This window comes from Clostridium sp. (assembly GCF_026168755.1).
GTDB lineage: Bacteria > Bacillota > Clostridia > Clostridiales > Clostridiaceae > Clostridium.
In genome coordinates, this window is record NZ_JAPFDR010000011.1 from 29156 (window position 1) to 47923 (window position 18768).

Here is an 18768-nt window from a genome sequence, read left to right on the forward strand (position 1 = left end):
TATGGAATTAGTTTTAGCAACTAGAAAAAGTTTATTAGCTCAAACTCAAACTGAAACTGTTATGAAGCTATTAAAAGATAAGGTTAATATGAATAGTAAAAAGCTATTAGTGGTAACTGAAGGAGATAAGAGGTTAGATGTGACACTAGATAAAATAGGTGGTAAGGGTTTATTTACAAAGGATATAGAAATAGCTTTATTAGATGGTAGGGCACATGCTGCAGTACATTCAATGAAAGATGTTCCATATGAAATGGGAGAAGAATTTGAATTAATAGCAATGCCAGAGAGAGAAGATGTAAGGGATGTGCTTGTCTGTCAAAATGGCGAAACATTAAGTGAATTAAGAAAGGGAGCAATAATAGGAACTAGTAGTATAAGAAGAGCAGCTCAGTTAAAATCTTTAAGAGAAGATATAAACATTGTTCCTATTAGGGGGAATGTTGTTACAAGACTTGAAAAAATGAAGAATGAGGGTATGGATGGAATTATATTAGCTGCTGCAGGATTAAAAAGATTGGGTATGGAAGATGTAATTAGTGATTACTTAAATCCAGATATATTTGTACCAGCTGTATCTCAAGGAGCATTGGGAATAGAATGTTTAAAAGAGAGTAAATACAATAGTTATTTTAAAAATTTAGATAATAAAGATGTAAGAATTGCTGTAGAAGCTGAAAGAAGTTTTATGAGAGAATTAAATGGTGGTTGCCACAGTTTAATTGGAGCTTATGCAAGACTTCAAGGAAATGATATATATATAGTAGGAACTTATGAAGTTAATGGTATAATAGTAAAAAAAGATATTTTAGGAAATAAAGAAGAATACGTTGAATTAGGTAAAAAACTAGCTCAAAAAATTTTAAAAGCTTAAATAAAAATTATATAACGATTATGAAGAAGGTAGGCGTTAATTATGAATGGAAAGGCTTATATAATAGGAACTGGACCAGGTGATGAAGAGTTATTAACAGTTAAGGCTGTTAAAGTATTAGAAAAGTGTACAGCAGTACTTTATGATAGATTAGTTTCTAACAATATTTTAAATTATTTAAATGAAGATTGCTTAGTGTATTATTGTGGAAAAGAGCCTGGAGCTCACTATAAAACACAAGAAGAAATAAATAATATGTTAGTTAAGTTAGTTAAAGAAGGACATATAGTTGGGAGAGTAAAAGGGGGAGACCCTTATGTTTTTGGAAGAGGTGGAGAAGAAGTATTATCACTTGTTGAAGAAAATTTAGACTTTGAGGTAATACCAGGAGTAACTTCACCAATATCTGTTTTAAATTATGCTGGTATTCCAATAACTCAAAGGGCTATAGCACAAAGTTTTCATATTGTAACAGGAATGACAAGTGCAAGTGAAAAAATAAATTGGGAAGCTTTAGCCAAAGAAAATGGAACCCTTGCTTTCATGATGGGACTTGAAAATATAGAGAGAATAGTAACTAATTTAATTACTAATGGAAAAGAAAAAGCAACACCAGCAGCAGTAGTAATGAGGGGAACTTCATCTAAACAAAGAAAAGTAATTGGAACTTTAGGAAATATTTCAGAAAAGGTAAGAGAAGCAGGACTTAAATCGCCATGCATAATTGTTGTGGGTGAAGTTGTAGAATTAAATGATAAGCTATCATGGTATGAAAAGAAACCACTATTTGGAACTAATATATGCATAACTAGATCAAGGGAACAAAGTTCTAGTCTTAAAAGTTCTTTAAAGGATTTAGGGGCAGAAGTAACAGAAATAAACTCAATAAAAATTAGACCAACTAAAGAAAATTTAAAACCTTATCTAGAGAAACTTTCTAATTATGATCATATTCTTTTAACATCAGTAAATGGAGTAAATAATTTCTTTGATTATTTAATAGAAGAAAATTATGATATTAGAAATTTAAAAGCTAAATTTTCTGTAATTGGAAAAGCTACTAAAAAAGCATTAGTTAAAAGAGGAATAGTTCCCTTTGTAATGGCAAGAGAATTTGTTGGAGAAGGGTTATTTAAAGTTTTAGCTCCTCATTTAGTTAAAGGAGAAAAAGTTTTAATTCCTTGTTCATCAAGTAGCAGAAGCTATTTAGTTGATGAAATAAGCAAATTAGGCTTAGAGGTAGATAGAGTACATACTTATGATACTATATGTGGAACATTAAAAAATAAAAGAGTATTTGATGAAGTTGATTATGTATTATTTACAAGTCCAAGTACTGTAACTAATATGATTGATATGTTAGGTTTAGAAGCTATAAGTGAAAAGAAGCTTATTGCAATAGGACCTCAAACAGCAAAGGCGATAAGGGCAAAGGAAATGGAATGTTTTATGTGTAAGAAACATTCAGAAGATGGATTTCTTAAAGAAATAATTGAATTTAAGGAGGCTGAAAATGTTTAGAAGGGGTAGAAGATTAAGAGCAAATTCTGTAATAAGAAGTTTAGTAAGAGAAAATTCTTTAAGTGTAGATGATTTCATTTATCCTGTATTTGTAGTTGAAGGTGAAGATATAAAAAGAGAGATTAGTTCTTTAAAAGGGAATTATCATTGGTCAGTTGATAGATTAGGAGAACTAGTTGATGAATTAAATGAAGCCAAAATTAAATCAGTAATATTATTTGGAATTCCTGAACATAAAGATTGTGTAGGAACCGAAGCTTATAATGAAAATGGGATAGTTCAAAAAGCAATAAGAAGATTAAGGGAATTAAGTAACGATTTATATATAATAACTGATGTCTGTATGTGTGAGTATACAGATCATGGACATTGTGGAATATTAAATGATCATGATGTAAATAATGATAAGACTTTAGTATATTTAGGAGAAATAGCTTTATCACATGCTAAGGCAGGAGCTGATATGGTTGCTCCTTCAGATATGATGGATGGAAGAATAGAATATATAAGAAAAGTTTTAGATGAAAATGGATATGAAAACTTACCTATAATGAGTTATGCTGCTAAGTATTCATCAGCATTTTATGGACCATTTAGAGAAGCTGCAGGTTCAGCACCGAGCTTTGGGGATAGAAAAAGCTATCAAATGGATCCAGCAAACTCTAGAGAAGCAATGGCTGAAATAGAAGCTGACCTAAATGAGGGTGCAGATATAATAATGGTTAAACCTGCAATGTCTTATCTTGATATAGTAAGAGAAGCTAGAGATAAAATAAATGTACCTATATGTGTATATAATGTTAGTGGAGAATATGCTATGGTAAAAAATGCTGGAGAAGCAGGATTAATAAATGAAAAATTAGTAGCCCTTGAAATGCTTCTATCAATGAAGAGAGCTGGTGCTAAAATGATAATAACTTATTATGCATTAGAAGCAGCAAAATGGCTTAAGGAGGAAGAGTAATATGTCTAATCAACAAATTTTTGATGAATCGAAAAAATACATGCCAGGTGGAGTTAATTCCCCTGTAAGAGCATATAGAGATATGGGAATAGATCCTCCAGTTATGAAGTCAGGAAAAGGTGTAATAATAAAGGACGAAGATGGAAATGAGTATATAGATTTTGTTTTAGCATGGGGACCAATGTTATTAGGTCATTGCAATGAAGAAGTTGTAACTGCTATTAAAGAGATTTCAGAAAGTGCTATAGCTTTTGGAGCACCAACAGAGTTAGAATTACAAATGAGTAGATTCTTATGTGGGGAAATGGATAATGTTGAAATGGTTAGATTTGTTAACTCAGGTACAGAAGCTACAATGAGTGCAATAAAGCTTGCTAGAGGATATACTGGAAAAAATAAAATAATAAAATTTGCTGGATGTTATCATGGCCATTTTGATGGTTTCTTAGTTGAAGCAGGATCAGGAGTATTAACTGAAGGAATAGCTGGATGCTTAGGAATACCAAATGATAGTATAAGAAATACTTTAGTTGGTGTTTATAATGATATGGAGCAAGTAAGAGGATTATTTGAAACCTATGGTAATGATATTGCGGCTGTTATAATTGAACCAGTAGCTGGTAATATGGGGGTTGTAAAAGCAGAAGATCAGTTTATGGAAACCCTAAGAGTATTATGTGATGAATATGGCTCATTATTAATATTTGATGAGGTTATGAGCGGTTTTAGAGTTGCATATAAGGGAGCTCAAAGCTTATTTAATGTAAAACCAGATTTAATTACTTATGCTAAGATAATTGGTGGAGGACTTCCATGTGGAGTATATGGTGGAAGACGTGAGATAATGGAAAAACTATCACCACTAGGTGGAGTATATCAAGCAGGAACTATGTCAGGAAATCCAGTAGTAATGGCTGCGGGAATATCAACACTTAATATAATCAAAGAAAATCAAGAAATATATGATCATATAAATAAAATTGGTGAAAAACTTCAAAATGGAATTGAAGAAATAGCTAGAGAAAAAGGAATAAACTTAACTGTGAATAGAGTTGGTGGAATGATGACAGTATTCTTTACTGATAGAAATCCAGTAAGAAGCTATGAGGATGCAAAAAGTTGCGATTTAGAAATGTTTAAAAAATATTTCTTGCATATGCTAAATAGTGGATTTAACATACCACAATCTCAATTTGAATCAATGTTTTTAAGTGCTGTTCATACAGAGGAGCATATTGATAAATTCTTAGAAGTATTTAAAAGCTTTCAACCATAGTGTAGTATAGTGAGAAGGGTAAAATAGTAATTTATCACTAAAAATAGGGAGGGATTATGAGTAAAGCAATAGTTTTAGTGGCGTTTGGGAGTGTAAATTTAGAGGGGATTAAAGAAAGTATAGGATTATTAGAAGATGATTTAAATGAATATTTTGCTGGAGAATATACAGTATTTAAGGCTTTTACATCAAATAAAATAATTAAGCTTTTAAAAGAGAGGCATAATTATGTTATTCCTCATTTTAGTAAGATATTATTTAACTTAGCTAATCAAGGTTATGAGGAAGTTATAATACAGCCATTACACATAATGAGAACTAATGATATAAAACATATTGAAGAAGTAGTTTGTGAATATAAATATTCTATGAAAAGAATAGTGCTTTGTAATACGTTATTTTCTAATGAAGAAGAAATACTAATAAAAGAAAGTAATGAAATAGCCAATATAATTTGTGATGATTCAGATGAAAATGACATATTGTTAGTTGGGCATGGATCTAAAAAAAATACAAATAAAATATATGATATTATTACAGAAGCGGTAAGAAAACAGTCTAGCAAAAAAGTTTATTTAGCAACTTTAGAAGGGGAAAAAACTTTAGATTTAGCAATTGAAGAAATACTACAAGATGGAACTAAAAAGTTAATATTAAAGTCTTTATTTATAATTCCAGGAAAGCATGTAATTGATGATATATTAAATGGTAGTGATTCATGGAGTGAAAAAATAAAATCAAAAGGTATAGAAATAAGCAGTTGTAAAAAATCGTTATTGCAGTATGAAAAAATAAGACAAATGTATATTAAAAGAATAAATAATGTTATTAAAAATGTTAAATAAGAATAATGAGCTCTAGATAAAGTGTATTAATTTATCTAGAGCTTTTATTAATCTTTATTATTTTTAATTTAATGTAATTTTAAATAATTGGATTTTTTGTTTGAAAAATGTATATAAAAGTTGTATTATATATAATTGTGATGAAAAAATACAAAGATTAAATTGGGTAGAGGTGTAGATATGTACAAGAGAGAAATTGATAATTTAACTCACTCTGCAGAAGTTAAAATTGGCTTATTTAATAGAAGTATAGCTAAGTATTTAACATCTGCATTTCTTGGAAGCTTTTTTGTAAGCTTAGGAATTATGTTAATTTATACAATCGGTGGAACAATGCATCATGCAGGGGTTGAAACTTACAAAATATTAATGGGAGCATGCTTTGGTGTTGCTTTAACGTTAGTATTTATGTGTGGTGGTGATTTATTCACTAGTAATGCAATGATAATGACTATAGGAGCTTTAGAAAAGAAAGTAACTTGGTTAGATGCAATTAAAATATGGGTTGCAGTTTGGATTGGTAATTTAATAGGAGGTGTTGTAGGGGCACTTCTATATGTACAAGCTGGACTTGCAAGTGGTAAAAGTGAATATATTGGAGAGTTTATAGTAAACAATGTTGCTACGAAGATGAATACACCAGCAATGGAATTATTCTTAAGGGGTTTATTATGTAACGTATTAGTTTGTTTAGCAACTTGGTGTGCATATAAATTAAAAGAAGAAACAGCTAAGATATTAATGATCTGGTGGTGTCTATTTACTTTTATAACAGCTGGATTTGAACATAGTGTTGCTAATATGGGATTCCTTACTATGGGATTATTATTACCTCATGGAGCTGATGTTAGTATTATGGGAATGGCTCATAACTTACTTTGGGTTTCATTAGGAAACTTTATAGGTGGGGTATTATTCGTTGGGTTACCATATTACTTCATAACAAAAGAAAAGAAAAATGCTTAATATACATAGGAGCTACTTAGTTGTAGTTCCTTTTTATTCTTTAGGAAATTATATTTGTTAAAGAATTGTGAATAACTTTTAGAAGTAGTAGAAATAGTCTGCGAAGCAAACTTTTTATATGTTTAATAAAGCTTTAAAGTTGAGTGAAATAGTAAGAAATAGATATTGACAAACAATTATTATTAGAAGATAATAGTTATGAGAAAAATAATATAATTTAAACGGAGGATGAGATAATATGAAAGCATTTGTTGACGAAAATGTATGTATAAGCTGTGGATTATGTGAAGGAGTATGTCCAGACGTATTTTCACTTGATACAGGAGTTGCAGTTGCAACTGAAGAAGTTGCAGGAGAATTTGAGGATGCTGCAAGAGAAGCTTGTGATGGATGTCCTGTACAAGCTATTTCTATAGAAGAATAACTTACTAAAAACATTTAAATAATTAAATGATAAATATAAAGGAGATGAAAATATGGCAAACGTATGTCTATGTAGAGGAGTTTCAGAAGAAAAAATTATTGAAGCGGTAAAAAATGGAGCTACTTCATTTGAAGAGGTTAAAGAAGAAACTGGTGCAGGTGCTGGTGGATGCCGTGGTGGAAGATGTAAGTGTAACATCGAATTATTAATTGAAAATAATAAATAAATTTAAATCTTGTCTTTAAAATAAGGTAGAAGTTATGCATCTACCTTATTTTATTTAGAAAAAAATATATATATTTAAAATCTAATTATTTAACTTTATAAATCCATCCTTCTGGACCTTCAATATCTCCAAATTGAATTCCACAAAGAATTCTATAAAGTTCCTTAGTTATTGGTCCAACTTCTGTTTCGCTATAGAATACATGAAGTTCTCCTTTATACTCAATTCCACCAATAGGAGTAATAACAGCAGCAGTACCACAAGCACCAGCTTCTTTAAATTCATCAAGAGAATCTATTGGAACTTTTCTTTCATATACTGGCATATTTAAATATTTTTCTGCAATTTCCATTAATGAATATTTAGTTATACTTGGTAATACTGATGGTGACTTAGGAGTAACGAATTCATTGTTTTTTGTAATTCCAAAGAAGTTTGCAGCACCTACCTCTTCAATACATGTTCTAGTAGCTGGATCTAAGTATATACAATCAGCAAAGCCCCTATCAGCAGCTATTTTATGTGGTTGCATTGAAGCTGCATAGTTACCACCAACTTTTTGACCACCAGTTCCATGAGGAGCAGCTCTATCATAATCTGCAATCATGAAATTACAAGGTGTCATTCCACCCTTAAAGTATGCTCCAACAGGTAAACAGAATACACAGAATATATATTCTGGTGCAGGCTTAACACCAATATTATCACCAACTCCAATAACAAATGGTCTTAAATATAAAGTACCACCTGTACCATAAGGAGGTACATAATGTTCATTTGCTTTAACAACTTGCATACAAGCATCTATAAATTTTTCTTCAGGAATTTCAGGCATAAGTAGCTTATTAAGACTATCATTAAGTCTTGAAGCATTTCTATTAGGTCTAAAAAGTTGAATATCTCCATTTTTAGTTCTGTAAGCTTTTAAGCCTTCAAAGCATTGTTGACCATAGTGGAGAGCACAAGAAGCTTCGCTTATGCTAAGCATATTGTCTTCAGTTAAGTGTCCTTCATCCCAATTTCCATTTTTCCAAGTAGAGATATAACGAAAATCGGTTTTAATGTAACTAAACCCCAAGTTATTCCAATCGATGTTTACTTTTTTAGTCATTTAAATCGCCCCTTTAAATTTAAAAATAATATTTGAAATTAAGACTTAAAATTAGTTTAATTCCCCAATATACTTATGATATAGTTAATAATAAATCTTTAATATGTAAGCTGAAAATTTAAGCTTACATTCTTAATTATTAATTTTACCACTAATAAGAAGAATCTTAAATAAGAAAAATGAAAAATATAACAAAAAAATATACAAGGTACAAAAAAGTTCCAAAGTATAGTATAATATTTATTAAATGGTAAAATATTGGATATTATATTTATTTTTAGGAGGTAAAAAGTGGAAAGAGAAGTTATTAACACTAAAAATGCACCAGGGGCAATAGGACCATATTCACAAGGGATTATAGTTGGAGATTTTGTTTATACATCTGGACAAATTCCAATAAATCCTGCTACTGGAGTCATGGAAACAGATATAAAGTTTGCTACTAAACAATCAATGGAAAATGTTAAGGCAATTTTAGAAGCTGCAGGAACATCTTTAGAAAATGTAGTTAAGACAAGTATTTTCTTAAAGGATTTAAATGATTTTGCTGTTGTTAATGAAATTTACGGAACATACTTCAGTGAAAATCCACCAGCAAGAAGTTGTGTTCAAGTGGCAAAATTACCAAAGGATGCAGTTATAGAAATAGAAGCTATAGCTACTAAATAATATTAAAAAATAATAATTATTAATAAAAAAGCCGAAAAGGCTTTTTTATTTTCTAAAAATATAGTAAATTATATATTTGTAGAATAGAATTATTATTAAAAATATTACTACATTTCAAAATATAAAATGGAAGGAGATTCAACATATGAAGAAGAATAAAGTAAGGTTATTAACTTTAATAATATCAACCTTATTTATTATTAATGGGCTTGTTGGATGTAGCTCATCAGAAAAAAAGGAAGAGATAAATATATTAAACTATGGGGCTAATGCTGCAGAAGGTGTTTATGAAGAATTCGAAAAGGAAACTGGAATAAAGGTAAATGAAAAGACATTTGATGACATGCATTATATGTATCAGGAAGTTGCAAGTGGTAAAGTTAAGTATGATGTTATATTAGTTTCAGATGATATGGCTGAAAAAATGATAAAAGAGGATATGCTTCAAAATATAAATAAGGATAATATTCCTAATATAGTAAATATGAATGAAGGAGATATGGGTAAACCATATGATCCTAATAATGATTATACAGTACCTTATATGAATGGAACAATTGGATTAATATATAATACAGAAACTGTTGATGAAGATATAGATAGTTGGGAAAGTTTATTTGATACAAAATATAAAAATGAAGTCTTCATGTTTGACAATATGAGAGATACAATAGGAGTAGCTTTAAAAACTTTAGGATATTCATTAAATTCAACTGATCCAAATGAATTAGAAGAAGCTAAGAATTTACTAATTAAGCAAAAGGAAGAAATAAATCCAGTTTATGGAGCGGATGAGGTGCTAGATTTAATGAAATCTGGAGAAAAGAAAATTGCTATGATTTGGTCTGGAGAAGGATTAAACTTAGAGACAGAAGATAGTACATTTAAATACGTAATTCCAGAAGAAGGAGCAGATTATTGGTTAGATTCTTGGGCAATTCCTAAGGATGCTCAAAATGTTAGTGGTGCTGAAAAGTTTATAAACTTTATGAGTGATAAGGATATATCATTTAGAACAGCAGATGAAATAGGTTATACTACACCACAAAAGCAAGCTATTGAAGAACAGCCTGATGAAGTTAAAAATAATGAAAATGCATATATGCCTAAAGAAATATTAGATAAGTGTGAAGGGTATAAGTACTTAGATGGAGATAGCTTAAGATTATATGAGGATATTTGGATGCAAATTAAAGGATAAAAAACGTAACCGTTCTATTATAATACTTTAGTAGAAAGATCAAAAGTTTTAGTATATAATACTTATAAAAGGATGAGTTTAGGAGGAGAGAATATGGACAAAATAATTGATTTTAATGAGCTTAAAAATAGAGTTAATGATAAAGATGTAGATCAATTTGAATCATATATTTATTCTTTATATTATAAGATGGCTGAAGGCAAGATAAATATGGCTGAGTTTTCTAAAGAGTTAGGTGAATATATGGAAAAAAATAACCTTTCTCCAGATAAATTCTTAAAGATGCAAACAAAGCTTATGGAGAGATATGGAATAGATGCTTCAGGTTTTGAAGAGCAATTAAAGTCATTAGGGTTAGAAAATATATCAACAAATCCAGTGGATTATGAAAAAACGCGTAGAACTCTAAGTTTTCAAGAAAAATATAAAAGCAGACTTAAAGTTAAAGGTGCAACAGAATATAGTATAAATAATGATAAGAATAATCTTACAATTTTATTAGATGCCCATAATGTTATTCTAAAAAGTAAGGAATCAATTGATCTTACAGATAACGAGTTAAATGAGTTTTTATGTTCATATAAAAAGACAGTAGAAAATGATTTACTTAAGATTTCGATTTGTGAAAATGTAAAAGAATATGATTACTAAAAATAGAAACAAATTTCTATTTATTTTGACTTAAATTAATGTATAATAAATAAGGTGTGATGTATTAATCACTCCTTATTTTTTGCTAACGGAGGATAATAATGAGCGTTTTAACAGTTAAAAATATAAGCCATGGATTTGGTGATAGGGCAATATTTGAAGATGTATCATTTAGATTACTTAAGGGAGAACATGTAGGGTTAATTGGAGCTAATGGCGAAGGTAAGTCTACATTTATGAATATAATAACAAGTAAGTTAATGCCTGATGAAGGAAAGGTTATTTGGAGTAATAAAGTTAGAGTTGGTTATATGGATCAACATGCTGAACTTGAAAAGGGATTAACTATAATAGATGTACTTAGAAGTGCATTTAAATACCTATTTGATATGGAAGCTGAGATGAATGAGCTTTATGGAAGAATGGGTGAAATGGATGAAGATGAAATGAATAAAGCTTTAGAAAGAACAGCTGTTATTCAAGATATGTTAGACAATAATGGATTTTATGTTATAGATGCTAAGGCTGAAGAAGTTGCTAAGGGGCTAGGTCTTTTAGATGTAGGTTTAGATAGAGATGTTACTGAACTAAGTGGTGGTCAAAGAACTAAGGTATTATTAGGTAAGCTTTTACTTGAAAATCCTGATATTCTTTTACTAGACGAGCCTACTAACTATTTAGATGAAGCCCACATTGAATGGTTAAAGAGATTTTTACAAGCTTATGAAAATGCATTTATTTTAATTTCACATGATATTCCATTCTTAAATTCAGTTATTAACTTAATTTATCATGTGGAAAATAAAAAGCTTACTAGATATGTTGGAGATTATTATGAGTTCCAAAGAATCTATGAGGCTAATAAGGCTCAATTAGAAGCTGCATATGAAAGACAACAACAAGAAGTTGCTCAACTTAAAGATTTCGTTGCTAGAAATAAAGCAAGAGTTGCAACTAGTGGTATGGCAAAGGCTAGACAAAAGAAGCTAGATAAGATGGAAATGATTGAACTTGCTGCAGAAAAACCAAAGCCAGAGTTTAATTTCTTAAAGGGAAGAACTTCAGGTAAGGTTATATTTGAAACTAAGGATTTAGTAATTGGGTATAATGAGCCATTAACTAAGCCACTTAATCTTTATATGGAAAGAGGACAAAAGATTGCTTTAGTCGGAGCTAATGGTCTTGGTAAGACTACACTTCTTAAGAGTTTAATGGGATTAATTCCTTCATTAGGTGGAGAAGTTAGTTTAGGAGAATATCAACAAATTGGTTATTTTGAGCAAGAAATTAAGGAAGCTAATTATAATACTTGTATTGAAGAGGTTTGGGAAAAGTTCCCTTCTAAGACTCAATATGAAGTAAGATCAGCTCTTGCTAAATGTGGATTAACAACTAAGCATATTGAAAGTAAGGTATGTGTATTAAGTGGGGGAGAGCAAGCTAAGGTTAGATTATGTAAGCTTATTAATGAAGAAACAAATATCTTAATCCTAGACGAGCCTACTAACCATTTAGATGTTGAAGCTAAGGATGAGCTTAAGAGAGCTTTAAAAGAGTATAAGGGAAGTATATTACTTGTATGCCATGAGCCTGAGTTCTATAAGGATGTTGTAACAGATATTTGGAACTGTGAGGATTGGACAACTTTAGCTGGAGTTTCCACAACAAGATAATAAAAAGACTTAAATCAGTAATAATACTGGTTTAAGTCTTTTTTTATATAAGTTTTAAATATTTATATTTTTCAGCTCCACAATTTTGGGGTATCTAAATAAACTTAGAAAATAAGCCACTTTACAAGAAATCAAGTATAGAAACATGGTTTCAGCTCCACAAATTTTGGGGAGCATAATAAGAATATTACTATTAATAATAAGAATATTACTATTTAATAGTGCTTAAGGCACACTTTTTGACAATGAAACATAATACTTATTTCTTTGCTTATCTATACAAATAACACTAAGTGATGTATAATGATATTAAGATGATTCACTAAGGAGGCTTGGTTATGGCAATAACAAACAGAAAAAGATTAAGTACATCTTTAAGCTATGAGCACTTTGAATTTTTAGCTCAAGTATGTGATAGGAACAAACAAAAGCAAAGTGTAATTATTGAAATGGGATTAGAGCTACTAAAAAGAGAAATGGAAAATAAGAATTTATATGAGATAATGCAAGAACTAGAAGTTGGTAAGAAATAAAAATCTTATCAGCTTTTATTTTTTTGCTTTACAGTAACGTCACTTTGTGTTATTATAAAATCATAAACAAAGTAACGTATGGTAATGCTACTAGGAGAGGGGGTTAACACAATGGCTATCAAAGGATTCACAAAAGCGGAAAACTCTATACTATTCACTTCTAACTTAAGCAATAATGCTAAATTAGTTTACATTCAAATAAAATACTACTCTAGCATTGATGGATTCAAACTTTCTAAAACAACAATTCTTAAAGATAGTCAGTTAAGTGTTAACACTTTTGATAAGGTGATAAAGGAATTAAGACAAGCTGGATTAGTATTTCAATATACTGAGAAGCAAGGAAAGAAAAATATTTATTGGTATTCAACTAATGAGTTAAAAACTGGTGTAGATGGTAACGGAAACAAAGTTATAGATAATCAAATAGATATAACTGAAGTTACTGGAGAAGCTGAGAAGGTTAAAGCAGTAAAGCAAAGTAGACAAACTAAAATTGACAATCACGAAAATGTAAGATTGGTTAGAAGTGCCCAAGGTGCTAACATTGATAATTCAAAATTTGATAAGGATATATTAACTTTTGCTGATGTTGACTTAGTTAGAAATGCAGTTAAGGAATTTAAGAAAAAAGCTAAGTATAATAAAAATGAAAAACTCTTAAGTGCTAAAACAATTAGAAATATTCTTATACAAGAGTATTACAATAACAAAATGGATTTTAATCCAATAATGTTAAAGAAGATAAATGCAGTTAGGAAGCTAGATGGGGAAATGGATATAAAGCAATATAGTGATATAGCTGATGAAATAGAGTTAAGAGAAGCATTAAAAGAATTAGAATCTGGTATATATCCAGTTGTAGCTTAACAAGAAATATCAAGGAGAAGAATTATATCAGTATCTACAATATACAAAAGCACCTACAAGCTCCATTTTAAGTAGTTGGTTAAATGATGGAAAGAAGAAGGTAGAAGCATATCAGGGATAAACAAGACCTATGTAAGTATATTATGGAATGATATTTATAATGGTGTGGTTAGATTATCAAATCCAAGTAATACAATGGTAGTATTTTGTGGTGGGGGCAGTAACTTATTACTTGAAAGTTTTACTGATGCAATTCTAAAAGAATATAACATAAAAATATTAACACCATTAGAAAATACTTATAGAGACCTCATAGGGGTGATTTTATTAAGTGGTAATGATACAATAGAAACAACTAAGATAGTACCAGTGGAAGATGCTACAGCAGTAAAGTCCAATTATGAAAGATTTGTAGAGCTTAATGAGAATGGATTTGAAATTAAAGAAATCTTAACTATAACTGGATTAGCATTACAAACATTGAGGAACTATCAGGTCAAATATAATAAAGAGATTCAGGCAGTATAAGGAGGGTATTATGAGAATTAAAAAAGTATTAGCAATAACTGGAACGGTTGTTGGAGTGGGGATTGTTGGATCTGGATTGTTTTTGTTTGGTAAAGGTGATTCAAAGGATGATGTTAAGTGGCTTAAATCATTATCTTTAGAACAACTTAATAAGATTAGAGAAAAAGTTAGAATTGCTTTTTGTGAAGCTGGGAAAGACTATAAATTAGCTTCTAAGCTACAAAGCTTATTGTCATTAATAGACAAAATAATATATGATAAAACTACAAGCAGTGGTTTACCACTACCAAAGAGAGAGCATGGTTGGTATTTATCCAATGATTAAAAGTATGAAACTTATTAATAAATAGATGAATTTTGAATAGAAAACTAAGTGAAGAACAATAAGAGAAGTTAATTGTAAGAAATGAGCTGGACTAATCCAGTTCTTTTTTTGTGTAAATGAAAGATGAATTTTATTGTATAAGGAATAGTAATAGTTTTAGGTAGATTAAGGTATTAGATTTTAATTGTAAATTATGTTAAGATTATATTGTTAATTTTATACTAATAAATATAAAAAATGGGAGATGTTATTTTGGAGACAATTACACCTGAAGAATCATTATTATTACAATGTTTAGCAACAACATCGTTATTAGGAGAACTAAGTAATGCTAATTTTTTTAAAAGTGATTACTTTAATAAATTATCATTTGCAAATGAACAACATAAGGAAATTTTAAAAATATCAGGGATAGGAAATCCTGCAACAATGCAAATGATGCTTTATGCATTACTGACTGTACCTAAAGAGATTTTATCAAGGGCATCATATGAAATGCTTGAAAGTTATGTTGAGAGAATTAATCCATTAGTATATTCATTGATTGAGGAAGAAACTAGTTCAAATTATGATGGAGAAACTGAAAAAGAAAATATTAATTATTTTCGTCATATTAGAAACGCTGTAGCACACTCAAAATGTGATTTTAATAGTAATGCTGGTAGAAATTATGTTACTTTTATTGACAATACACCAAATAATTCAAAACAATGTTCTATAAAAATTGAATGTTATAAAATTGGGGAAGTAATTATGGAGTTACAGAAGTTGATTATGGAATATTATAATAATAATCACAAGAGCATAAATTCATAATTATAGACTAGATTAAATAGGTGTTAACATAAATAAAAGTATAATTATGAATAAAAATGAAGTTTGTAAAAGGGGAGAAAGTGGTGAATATATTAGTAATAGGAAATGGATTTGATTTAGCACATGAATTACCAACAAAATATTGGGATTTCATAGAATTTGTGAAAGTATTCAAAGCTTTAAAAGACTCTACAAGAGATAGAATAGAAAGCATATCTTATTTTCAGAGATTAGATGAGAATATAAAGGAATATTTATTAAGTGATGCTGTATTTAACTTTTCAAATCATACAGATATATTAAAAGAGTTTTATAAATTGATTAACAACAATATTTGGATTGAATACTTTGATAATGAAATTGATTTTAAAAACAAGGGTTGGATTGATTTTGAATTTGAAATATCAGAAGTTATTAAGAGTCTAGATTATTTACTTATAGTGAATAATAAAAAGCTTAAAAAGCCAGGTGATAATGAAATTGATGATAATTTTAAATATAACGTAGCTGCAAAATTTATAAATAAGATGAAGAATAAGGGAATAACAGACCATAATAAAAGATTTAAGATAGGAGATTTTTATGGTGAAGTTGCTAAGGAAATAATAGATGAACTATATGAAGAATTAAATAATCTTATCAGATGTCTAGAAATATATCTTGAAGAATTTTTAGGGAAAATAAATATTGAGAAAAGGTTAATTGATATATTAGAAATTGAAGAAATAGATAAAGTAATTAGCTTTAACTATACAAAAACTTATGAGAAAATATATGATGTTGAGAAAAAATGTATGTATGATTATATACATGGAGAAGTAAATTTAAATAGAGATATAATAGAAAATAATATGGTATTAGGAATAAATGAATATCTAAATACTGAAGAAAAAGATGAAAAAATAGAATTTATTAAATTTAAAAAATATTTTCAAAGAATATATAAGGAAACTAAGTGTTTACATAGAACTTGGCTTGAAAGAGCAAAAAGTTTGCAAGGTGATGCTGAAATGACTAAAAAAAGTGATAAGTTAGAATATATTAACAAAGTATATATATATGGTCATTCGCTTGATATTACTGATAAAGACATATTAAAAGATTTGATAAACTTTATAGGTACTCAAACAACTATTTTCTATTATGATAAATATGATTATGCACAAAAAATAGCTAATATGGTTAGAATAGTAGGACAAGAGTACTTAAATAAAAATTGCTATGGATTATATCCTAAAATTATTTTCAAAGAGATAAAAAGGTAAGGTTATTTTTAAATTTAAAAATAAAATATTGATTTCATTTAAGAGCTGAGCTTATGGTTTCAGCTCTTTATTGGTTTAATAAATATGGTATAATATAGAAGAAGGGGGATGGATAGTATGATTCTTAGTAGAGAGTTGGAAGAGTTATTTTCAAAAGAAGAATTGTTTTGTTTTGAAACAGAAGGATTAATAACTGATTATGATAAAGTATCGATTGCCTTAAAAAAAGGTGATATAAGTGAGTTGATTAGATTTTGTAAGGTTAATAATATAAAAAATGTTTTCTATACATATGGTTACTATGATAAAGTAGATTTTATCATTGGTGATGAATTTGAAGAAGAGCTTGAAGAAGAGATATATTCTCTAATGCAAAATGATATTAAAGTTCATAATAAGCAAGTGGAAAAAATAGATTTCTCAAGACCTAATATATTAATTGTTTTTACAATTTTTGAGGGGTATAATATTACATTTATAGAAGATGAAAATTGGATTGAAGAACATGGAGTTGTAGAATCATATCAAAAGATAGAGGAATTAAAAGAAAAATATGAAGAAAAAATTTATGAGTTAGAAGAAAAACAAGCTGAAATGGAAGCTATAGAAAAGGCGAAAAAGGAAAATGAACTGAAAGATTTAAGAGAAGAGTTTAAAGAGTTTCTTTTAAATGATGATGAGTTCAAAATGTCAACTAATCAGAGGTTAAGGCGTTCATTTTCACATAACCTATTTAAAAGAACAGACACAAAAAAGTATGAAGTGTTGTTTGAAAAAAAGAACTTATATGAAGATAGTTACTATGTAGATATAACACGAGTATTTAATTTTGTTGAAGTTGTTTGGAGAGAGTATAAGTCAAATTTATATTAGTGTAGCAAAATGGAGGATAAGATTAATGAATATTGGTAGGAATGATATATGCTTTTGTGGAAGTGGTAAGAAATATAAAAAGTGTTGTATGATTAAAATACAAAATCCTGAGTTAGTTTGGAAAGAGAACTTTGATAAGCTTGATATAGTTGTTGATAAGAAAGAAGAGCTAAAAACTATTATGTTTGATACATATCAATTTATGAAGAAGAATGATTGGCAAGGTGCTTGTCACGTACTATCATCTATTCAATATATTTTATTGAATGAAATAGGGTTAAATCCAAAACTATGTATTGGAGTTGTAGGAGGATTTAAAGGCACTGGTTTTGACCATTCTTGGATAGAGTTAGATAATGAAGTATATGATATTACTGTTGCAAATGGTATGAATGATATTAAGGTTTCAGAGCCTATAATAGCAGGGTTTAACATTGCTACACTAAAAAGAAGTGAACTAGTATATAACACAAATCAAAAGTTGGATTTTCCAGCTAGTATGATAAAAGATATGTCTATTACTGAGTATTTAGATGGGTTTACAAATCAATCAATAAATAATATACCAGCATATTTAAAGTGTGGCTTATGGAATCTAATAATAGATTTTGCAAAGAAAATAAACTTAGAATTAAACATTGATGATTTAAGAGAGAAATATTCAAAAGTTAAAAGAACAATAGTATAACAGATAATGTTTATTGAAGAGAGTTAGAGTTAATCTAGCTCTTTTTTTGTTTTAAAAATAATATTTTAGTAAAACAAAAATATAATTTTACGTTTTGAAACGCTTTAGCCGGATAATAACACATTAGGAAAATTAAAAATAGAAAAAGGAGAATGATATTATGACAAAACAGACTAAAGCAATAAATATTAGAATGAGTGAGGAACTGAATAAGAGAGTAGAAGATTATTGTTGGAACAATCGTGTTAGAGTAAGCACGTGGATTAGACAAGTAATTGAAGAGAAATTAAATGAGATTGAAGTTAATGGAGCTATTGAAAGAATATGAGTTAACTTTTGAAGAGGTGGAAGATTAAAGAATAAGCTAATGCTGGAGTGAAACAAGCTCCAGCTAGGTTATACAAGCATCTTAATGAGTAGGGTGTTTATATAACCTATTCAATAGGTGAACTGAGAGAGGTGAAAGAAC

At 28.9% G+C, this 18768-nt stretch carries 22 protein-coding genes; 21 read left to right on the plus strand and 1 reads right to left on the minus strand.

Annotation, left to right across the window (positions count from 1 at the left end; all coding sequences use genetic code 11):
* Nucleotide 1 precedes the first annotated feature (1 nt).
* The 8 genes from hemC (at nt 2) to Q0Y03_RS06225 (ending at nt 7096) form a co-directional block, all read left to right on the plus strand.
* Nucleotides 2–874, plus strand: a complete 873-nt coding sequence (gene hemC / locus Q0Y03_RS06190; protein WP_297712978.1) for a hydroxymethylbilane synthase — start codon at nt 2–4, stop codon at nt 872–874.
* A 42-nt stretch (nt 875–916) separates the two neighbouring features.
* Nucleotides 917–2395, plus strand: a complete 1479-nt coding sequence (gene cobA, locus Q0Y03_RS06195; RefSeq protein ID WP_297712979.1) for a uroporphyrinogen-III C-methyltransferase — start codon at nt 917–919, stop codon at nt 2393–2395.
* Nucleotides 2388–3359, plus strand: a complete 972-nt coding sequence (gene hemB / locus Q0Y03_RS06200; RefSeq protein WP_297712980.1) for a porphobilinogen synthase — start codon at nt 2388–2390, stop codon at nt 3357–3359. Before cobA ends, hemB begins: the two co-directional genes overlap by 8 nt.
* 1 nt (nt 3360) lies before the next feature.
* Entirely contained in the window at nt 3361–4635 is a 1275-nt protein-coding gene (gene hemL / locus Q0Y03_RS06205) for a glutamate-1-semialdehyde 2,1-aminomutase (protein WP_297712981.1), read from the plus strand.
* Between the two features lie 56 nt (nt 4636–4691).
* Nucleotides 4692–5480, plus strand: coding sequence for a sirohydrochlorin cobaltochelatase (locus Q0Y03_RS06210; RefSeq protein WP_297712982.1), 789 nt, complete (start codon nt 4692–4694; stop codon nt 5478–5480).
* Nucleotides 5481–5660: 180 nt separating this feature from the next.
* Entirely contained in the window at nt 5661–6446 is a 786-nt protein-coding gene (locus Q0Y03_RS06215) for a formate/nitrite transporter family protein (RefSeq protein WP_297712983.1), read from the plus strand.
* A 238-nt stretch (nt 6447–6684) separates the two neighbouring features.
* Nucleotides 6685–6870: a ferredoxin gene (locus Q0Y03_RS06220; RefSeq protein ID WP_291677741.1), complete on the plus strand. Its 186-nt coding sequence runs from the start codon at nt 6685–6687 to the stop codon at nt 6868–6870.
* Nucleotides 6871–6922: 52 nt separating this feature from the next.
* Nucleotides 6923–7096 (plus strand): (2Fe-2S)-binding protein, encoded by a 174-nt coding sequence (locus Q0Y03_RS06225; protein WP_297712984.1) that lies wholly within the window; start codon nt 6923–6925, stop codon nt 7094–7096.
* 85 nt (nt 7097–7181) lie between these two features.
* Here the strand turns inward: Q0Y03_RS06225 and Q0Y03_RS06230 are convergent, their stop codons facing one another.
* A complete protein-coding gene (locus Q0Y03_RS06230) occupies nt 7182–8207 on the minus strand; it encodes a branched-chain amino acid aminotransferase (protein ID WP_297712985.1) in 1026 nt (341 codons plus the stop codon).
* Between the two features lie 291 nt (nt 8208–8498).
* Here Q0Y03_RS06230 and Q0Y03_RS06235 point away from each other — a divergent pair, with 291 nt between their 5' ends.
* The 13 genes from Q0Y03_RS06235 (at nt 8499) to Q0Y03_RS06295 (ending at nt 18627) form a co-directional block, all read left to right on the plus strand.
* Nucleotides 8499–8876, plus strand: a complete 378-nt coding sequence (locus Q0Y03_RS06235) for a RidA family protein (RefSeq protein WP_297712986.1) — start codon at nt 8499–8501, stop codon at nt 8874–8876.
* Between the two features lie 145 nt (nt 8877–9021).
* The gene (locus Q0Y03_RS06240) at nt 9022–10077 is read left to right on the plus strand and encodes a spermidine/putrescine ABC transporter substrate-binding protein (protein ID WP_297712987.1); all 1056 of its coding nucleotides are present in this window, start codon (nt 9022–9024) and stop codon (nt 10075–10077) included.
* 93 nt (nt 10078–10170) lie between these two features.
* Complete coding sequence (locus Q0Y03_RS06245; protein ID WP_297712988.1) at nt 10171–10728, plus strand: DUF3867 domain-containing protein; 558 nt, start codon at nt 10171–10173, stop codon at nt 10726–10728.
* Between the two features lie 101 nt (nt 10729–10829).
* On the plus strand, nt 10830–12401 hold the full coding sequence (locus Q0Y03_RS06250; RefSeq protein ID WP_297712989.1) for an ABC-F family ATP-binding cassette domain-containing protein: 1572 nt from the start codon (nt 10830–10832) through the stop codon (nt 12399–12401).
* 338 nt (nt 12402–12739) lie between these two features.
* On the plus strand, nt 12740–12934 hold the full coding sequence (locus Q0Y03_RS06255; protein WP_195429257.1) for a hypothetical protein: 195 nt from the start codon (nt 12740–12742) through the stop codon (nt 12932–12934).
* Between the two features lie 111 nt (nt 12935–13045).
* Complete coding sequence (locus Q0Y03_RS06260) at nt 13046–13804, plus strand: helix-turn-helix domain-containing protein (RefSeq protein ID WP_297712990.1); 759 nt, start codon at nt 13046–13048, stop codon at nt 13802–13804.
* A 165-nt stretch (nt 13805–13969) separates the two neighbouring features.
* Entirely contained in the window at nt 13970–14332 is a 363-nt protein-coding gene (locus Q0Y03_RS06265) for a hypothetical protein (RefSeq protein ID WP_195429261.1), read from the plus strand.
* 10 nt (nt 14333–14342) lie between these two features.
* Nucleotides 14343–14657 (plus strand): hypothetical protein, encoded by a 315-nt coding sequence (locus tag Q0Y03_RS06270; protein ID WP_297712991.1) that lies wholly within the window; start codon nt 14343–14345, stop codon nt 14655–14657.
* A gap of 252 nt (nt 14658–14909) precedes the next feature.
* Entirely contained in the window at nt 14910–15473 is a 564-nt protein-coding gene (locus Q0Y03_RS06275) for a HEPN family nuclease (RefSeq protein WP_297712992.1), read from the plus strand.
* An 83-nt stretch (nt 15474–15556) separates the two neighbouring features.
* Nucleotides 15557–16738 (plus strand): bacteriophage abortive infection AbiH family protein, encoded by a 1182-nt coding sequence (locus tag Q0Y03_RS06280; RefSeq protein WP_297712993.1) that lies wholly within the window; start codon nt 15557–15559, stop codon nt 16736–16738.
* Nucleotides 16739–16855: 117 nt separating this feature from the next.
* Nucleotides 16856–17611: a hypothetical protein gene (locus Q0Y03_RS06285; protein WP_297712994.1), complete on the plus strand. Its 756-nt coding sequence runs from the start codon at nt 16856–16858 to the stop codon at nt 17609–17611.
* A 25-nt stretch (nt 17612–17636) separates the two neighbouring features.
* Nucleotides 17637–18299: an SEC-C metal-binding domain-containing protein gene (locus tag Q0Y03_RS06290; protein ID WP_297712995.1), complete on the plus strand. Its 663-nt coding sequence runs from the start codon at nt 17637–17639 to the stop codon at nt 18297–18299.
* Nucleotides 18300–18459: 160 nt separating this feature from the next.
* Nucleotides 18460–18627, plus strand: coding sequence for a hypothetical protein (locus Q0Y03_RS06295; protein WP_297712996.1), 168 nt, complete (start codon nt 18460–18462; stop codon nt 18625–18627).
* Nucleotides 18628–18768: the final 141 nt, after the last annotated feature.

Bases quoted from the DNA above. Each gene is read 5' to 3' on its own strand.
- hemC (WP_297712978.1), top strand. From the start codon at position 2: ATGGAATTAGTTTTAGCAACTAGAAAAAGTTTATTAGCTCAAACTCAA.
- cobA (WP_297712979.1), top strand. From the start codon at position 917: ATGAATGGAAAGGCTTATATAATAGGAACTGGACCAGGTGATGAAGAG.
- hemB (WP_297712980.1), top strand. From the start codon at position 2,388: ATGTTTAGAAGGGGTAGAAGATTAAGAGCAAATTCTGTAATAAGAAGT.
- hemL (WP_297712981.1), top strand. From the start codon at position 3,361: ATGTCTAATCAACAAATTTTTGATGAATCGAAAAAATACATGCCAGGT.
- Q0Y03_RS06210 (WP_297712982.1), top strand. From the start codon at position 4,692: ATGAGTAAAGCAATAGTTTTAGTGGCGTTTGGGAGTGTAAATTTAGAG.
- Q0Y03_RS06215 (WP_297712983.1), top strand. From the start codon at position 5,661: ATGTACAAGAGAGAAATTGATAATTTAACTCACTCTGCAGAAGTTAAA.
- Q0Y03_RS06220 (WP_291677741.1), top strand. From the start codon at position 6,685: ATGAAAGCATTTGTTGACGAAAATGTATGTATAAGCTGTGGATTATGT.
- Q0Y03_RS06225 (WP_297712984.1), top strand. From the start codon at position 6,923: ATGGCAAACGTATGTCTATGTAGAGGAGTTTCAGAAGAAAAAATTATT.
- Q0Y03_RS06230 (WP_297712985.1), bottom strand. From the start codon at position 8,207: ATGACTAAAAAAGTAAACATCGATTGGAATAACTTGGGGTTTAGTTAC.
- Q0Y03_RS06240 (WP_297712987.1), top strand. From the start codon at position 9,022: ATGAAGAAGAATAAAGTAAGGTTATTAACTTTAATAATATCAACCTTA.
- Q0Y03_RS06245 (WP_297712988.1), top strand. From the start codon at position 10,171: ATGGACAAAATAATTGATTTTAATGAGCTTAAAAATAGAGTTAATGAT.
- Q0Y03_RS06250 (WP_297712989.1), top strand. From the start codon at position 10,830: ATGAGCGTTTTAACAGTTAAAAATATAAGCCATGGATTTGGTGATAGG.
- Q0Y03_RS06255 (WP_195429257.1), top strand. From the start codon at position 12,740: ATGGCAATAACAAACAGAAAAAGATTAAGTACATCTTTAAGCTATGAG.
- Q0Y03_RS06260 (WP_297712990.1), top strand. From the start codon at position 13,046: ATGGCTATCAAAGGATTCACAAAAGCGGAAAACTCTATACTATTCACT.
- Q0Y03_RS06270 (WP_297712991.1), top strand. From the start codon at position 14,343: ATGAGAATTAAAAAAGTATTAGCAATAACTGGAACGGTTGTTGGAGTG.
- Q0Y03_RS06285 (WP_297712994.1), top strand. From the start codon at position 16,856: ATGATTCTTAGTAGAGAGTTGGAAGAGTTATTTTCAAAAGAAGAATTG.
- Q0Y03_RS06290 (WP_297712995.1), top strand. From the start codon at position 17,637: ATGAATATTGGTAGGAATGATATATGCTTTTGTGGAAGTGGTAAGAAA.
- Q0Y03_RS06295 (WP_297712996.1), top strand. From the start codon at position 18,460: ATGACAAAACAGACTAAAGCAATAAATATTAGAATGAGTGAGGAACTG.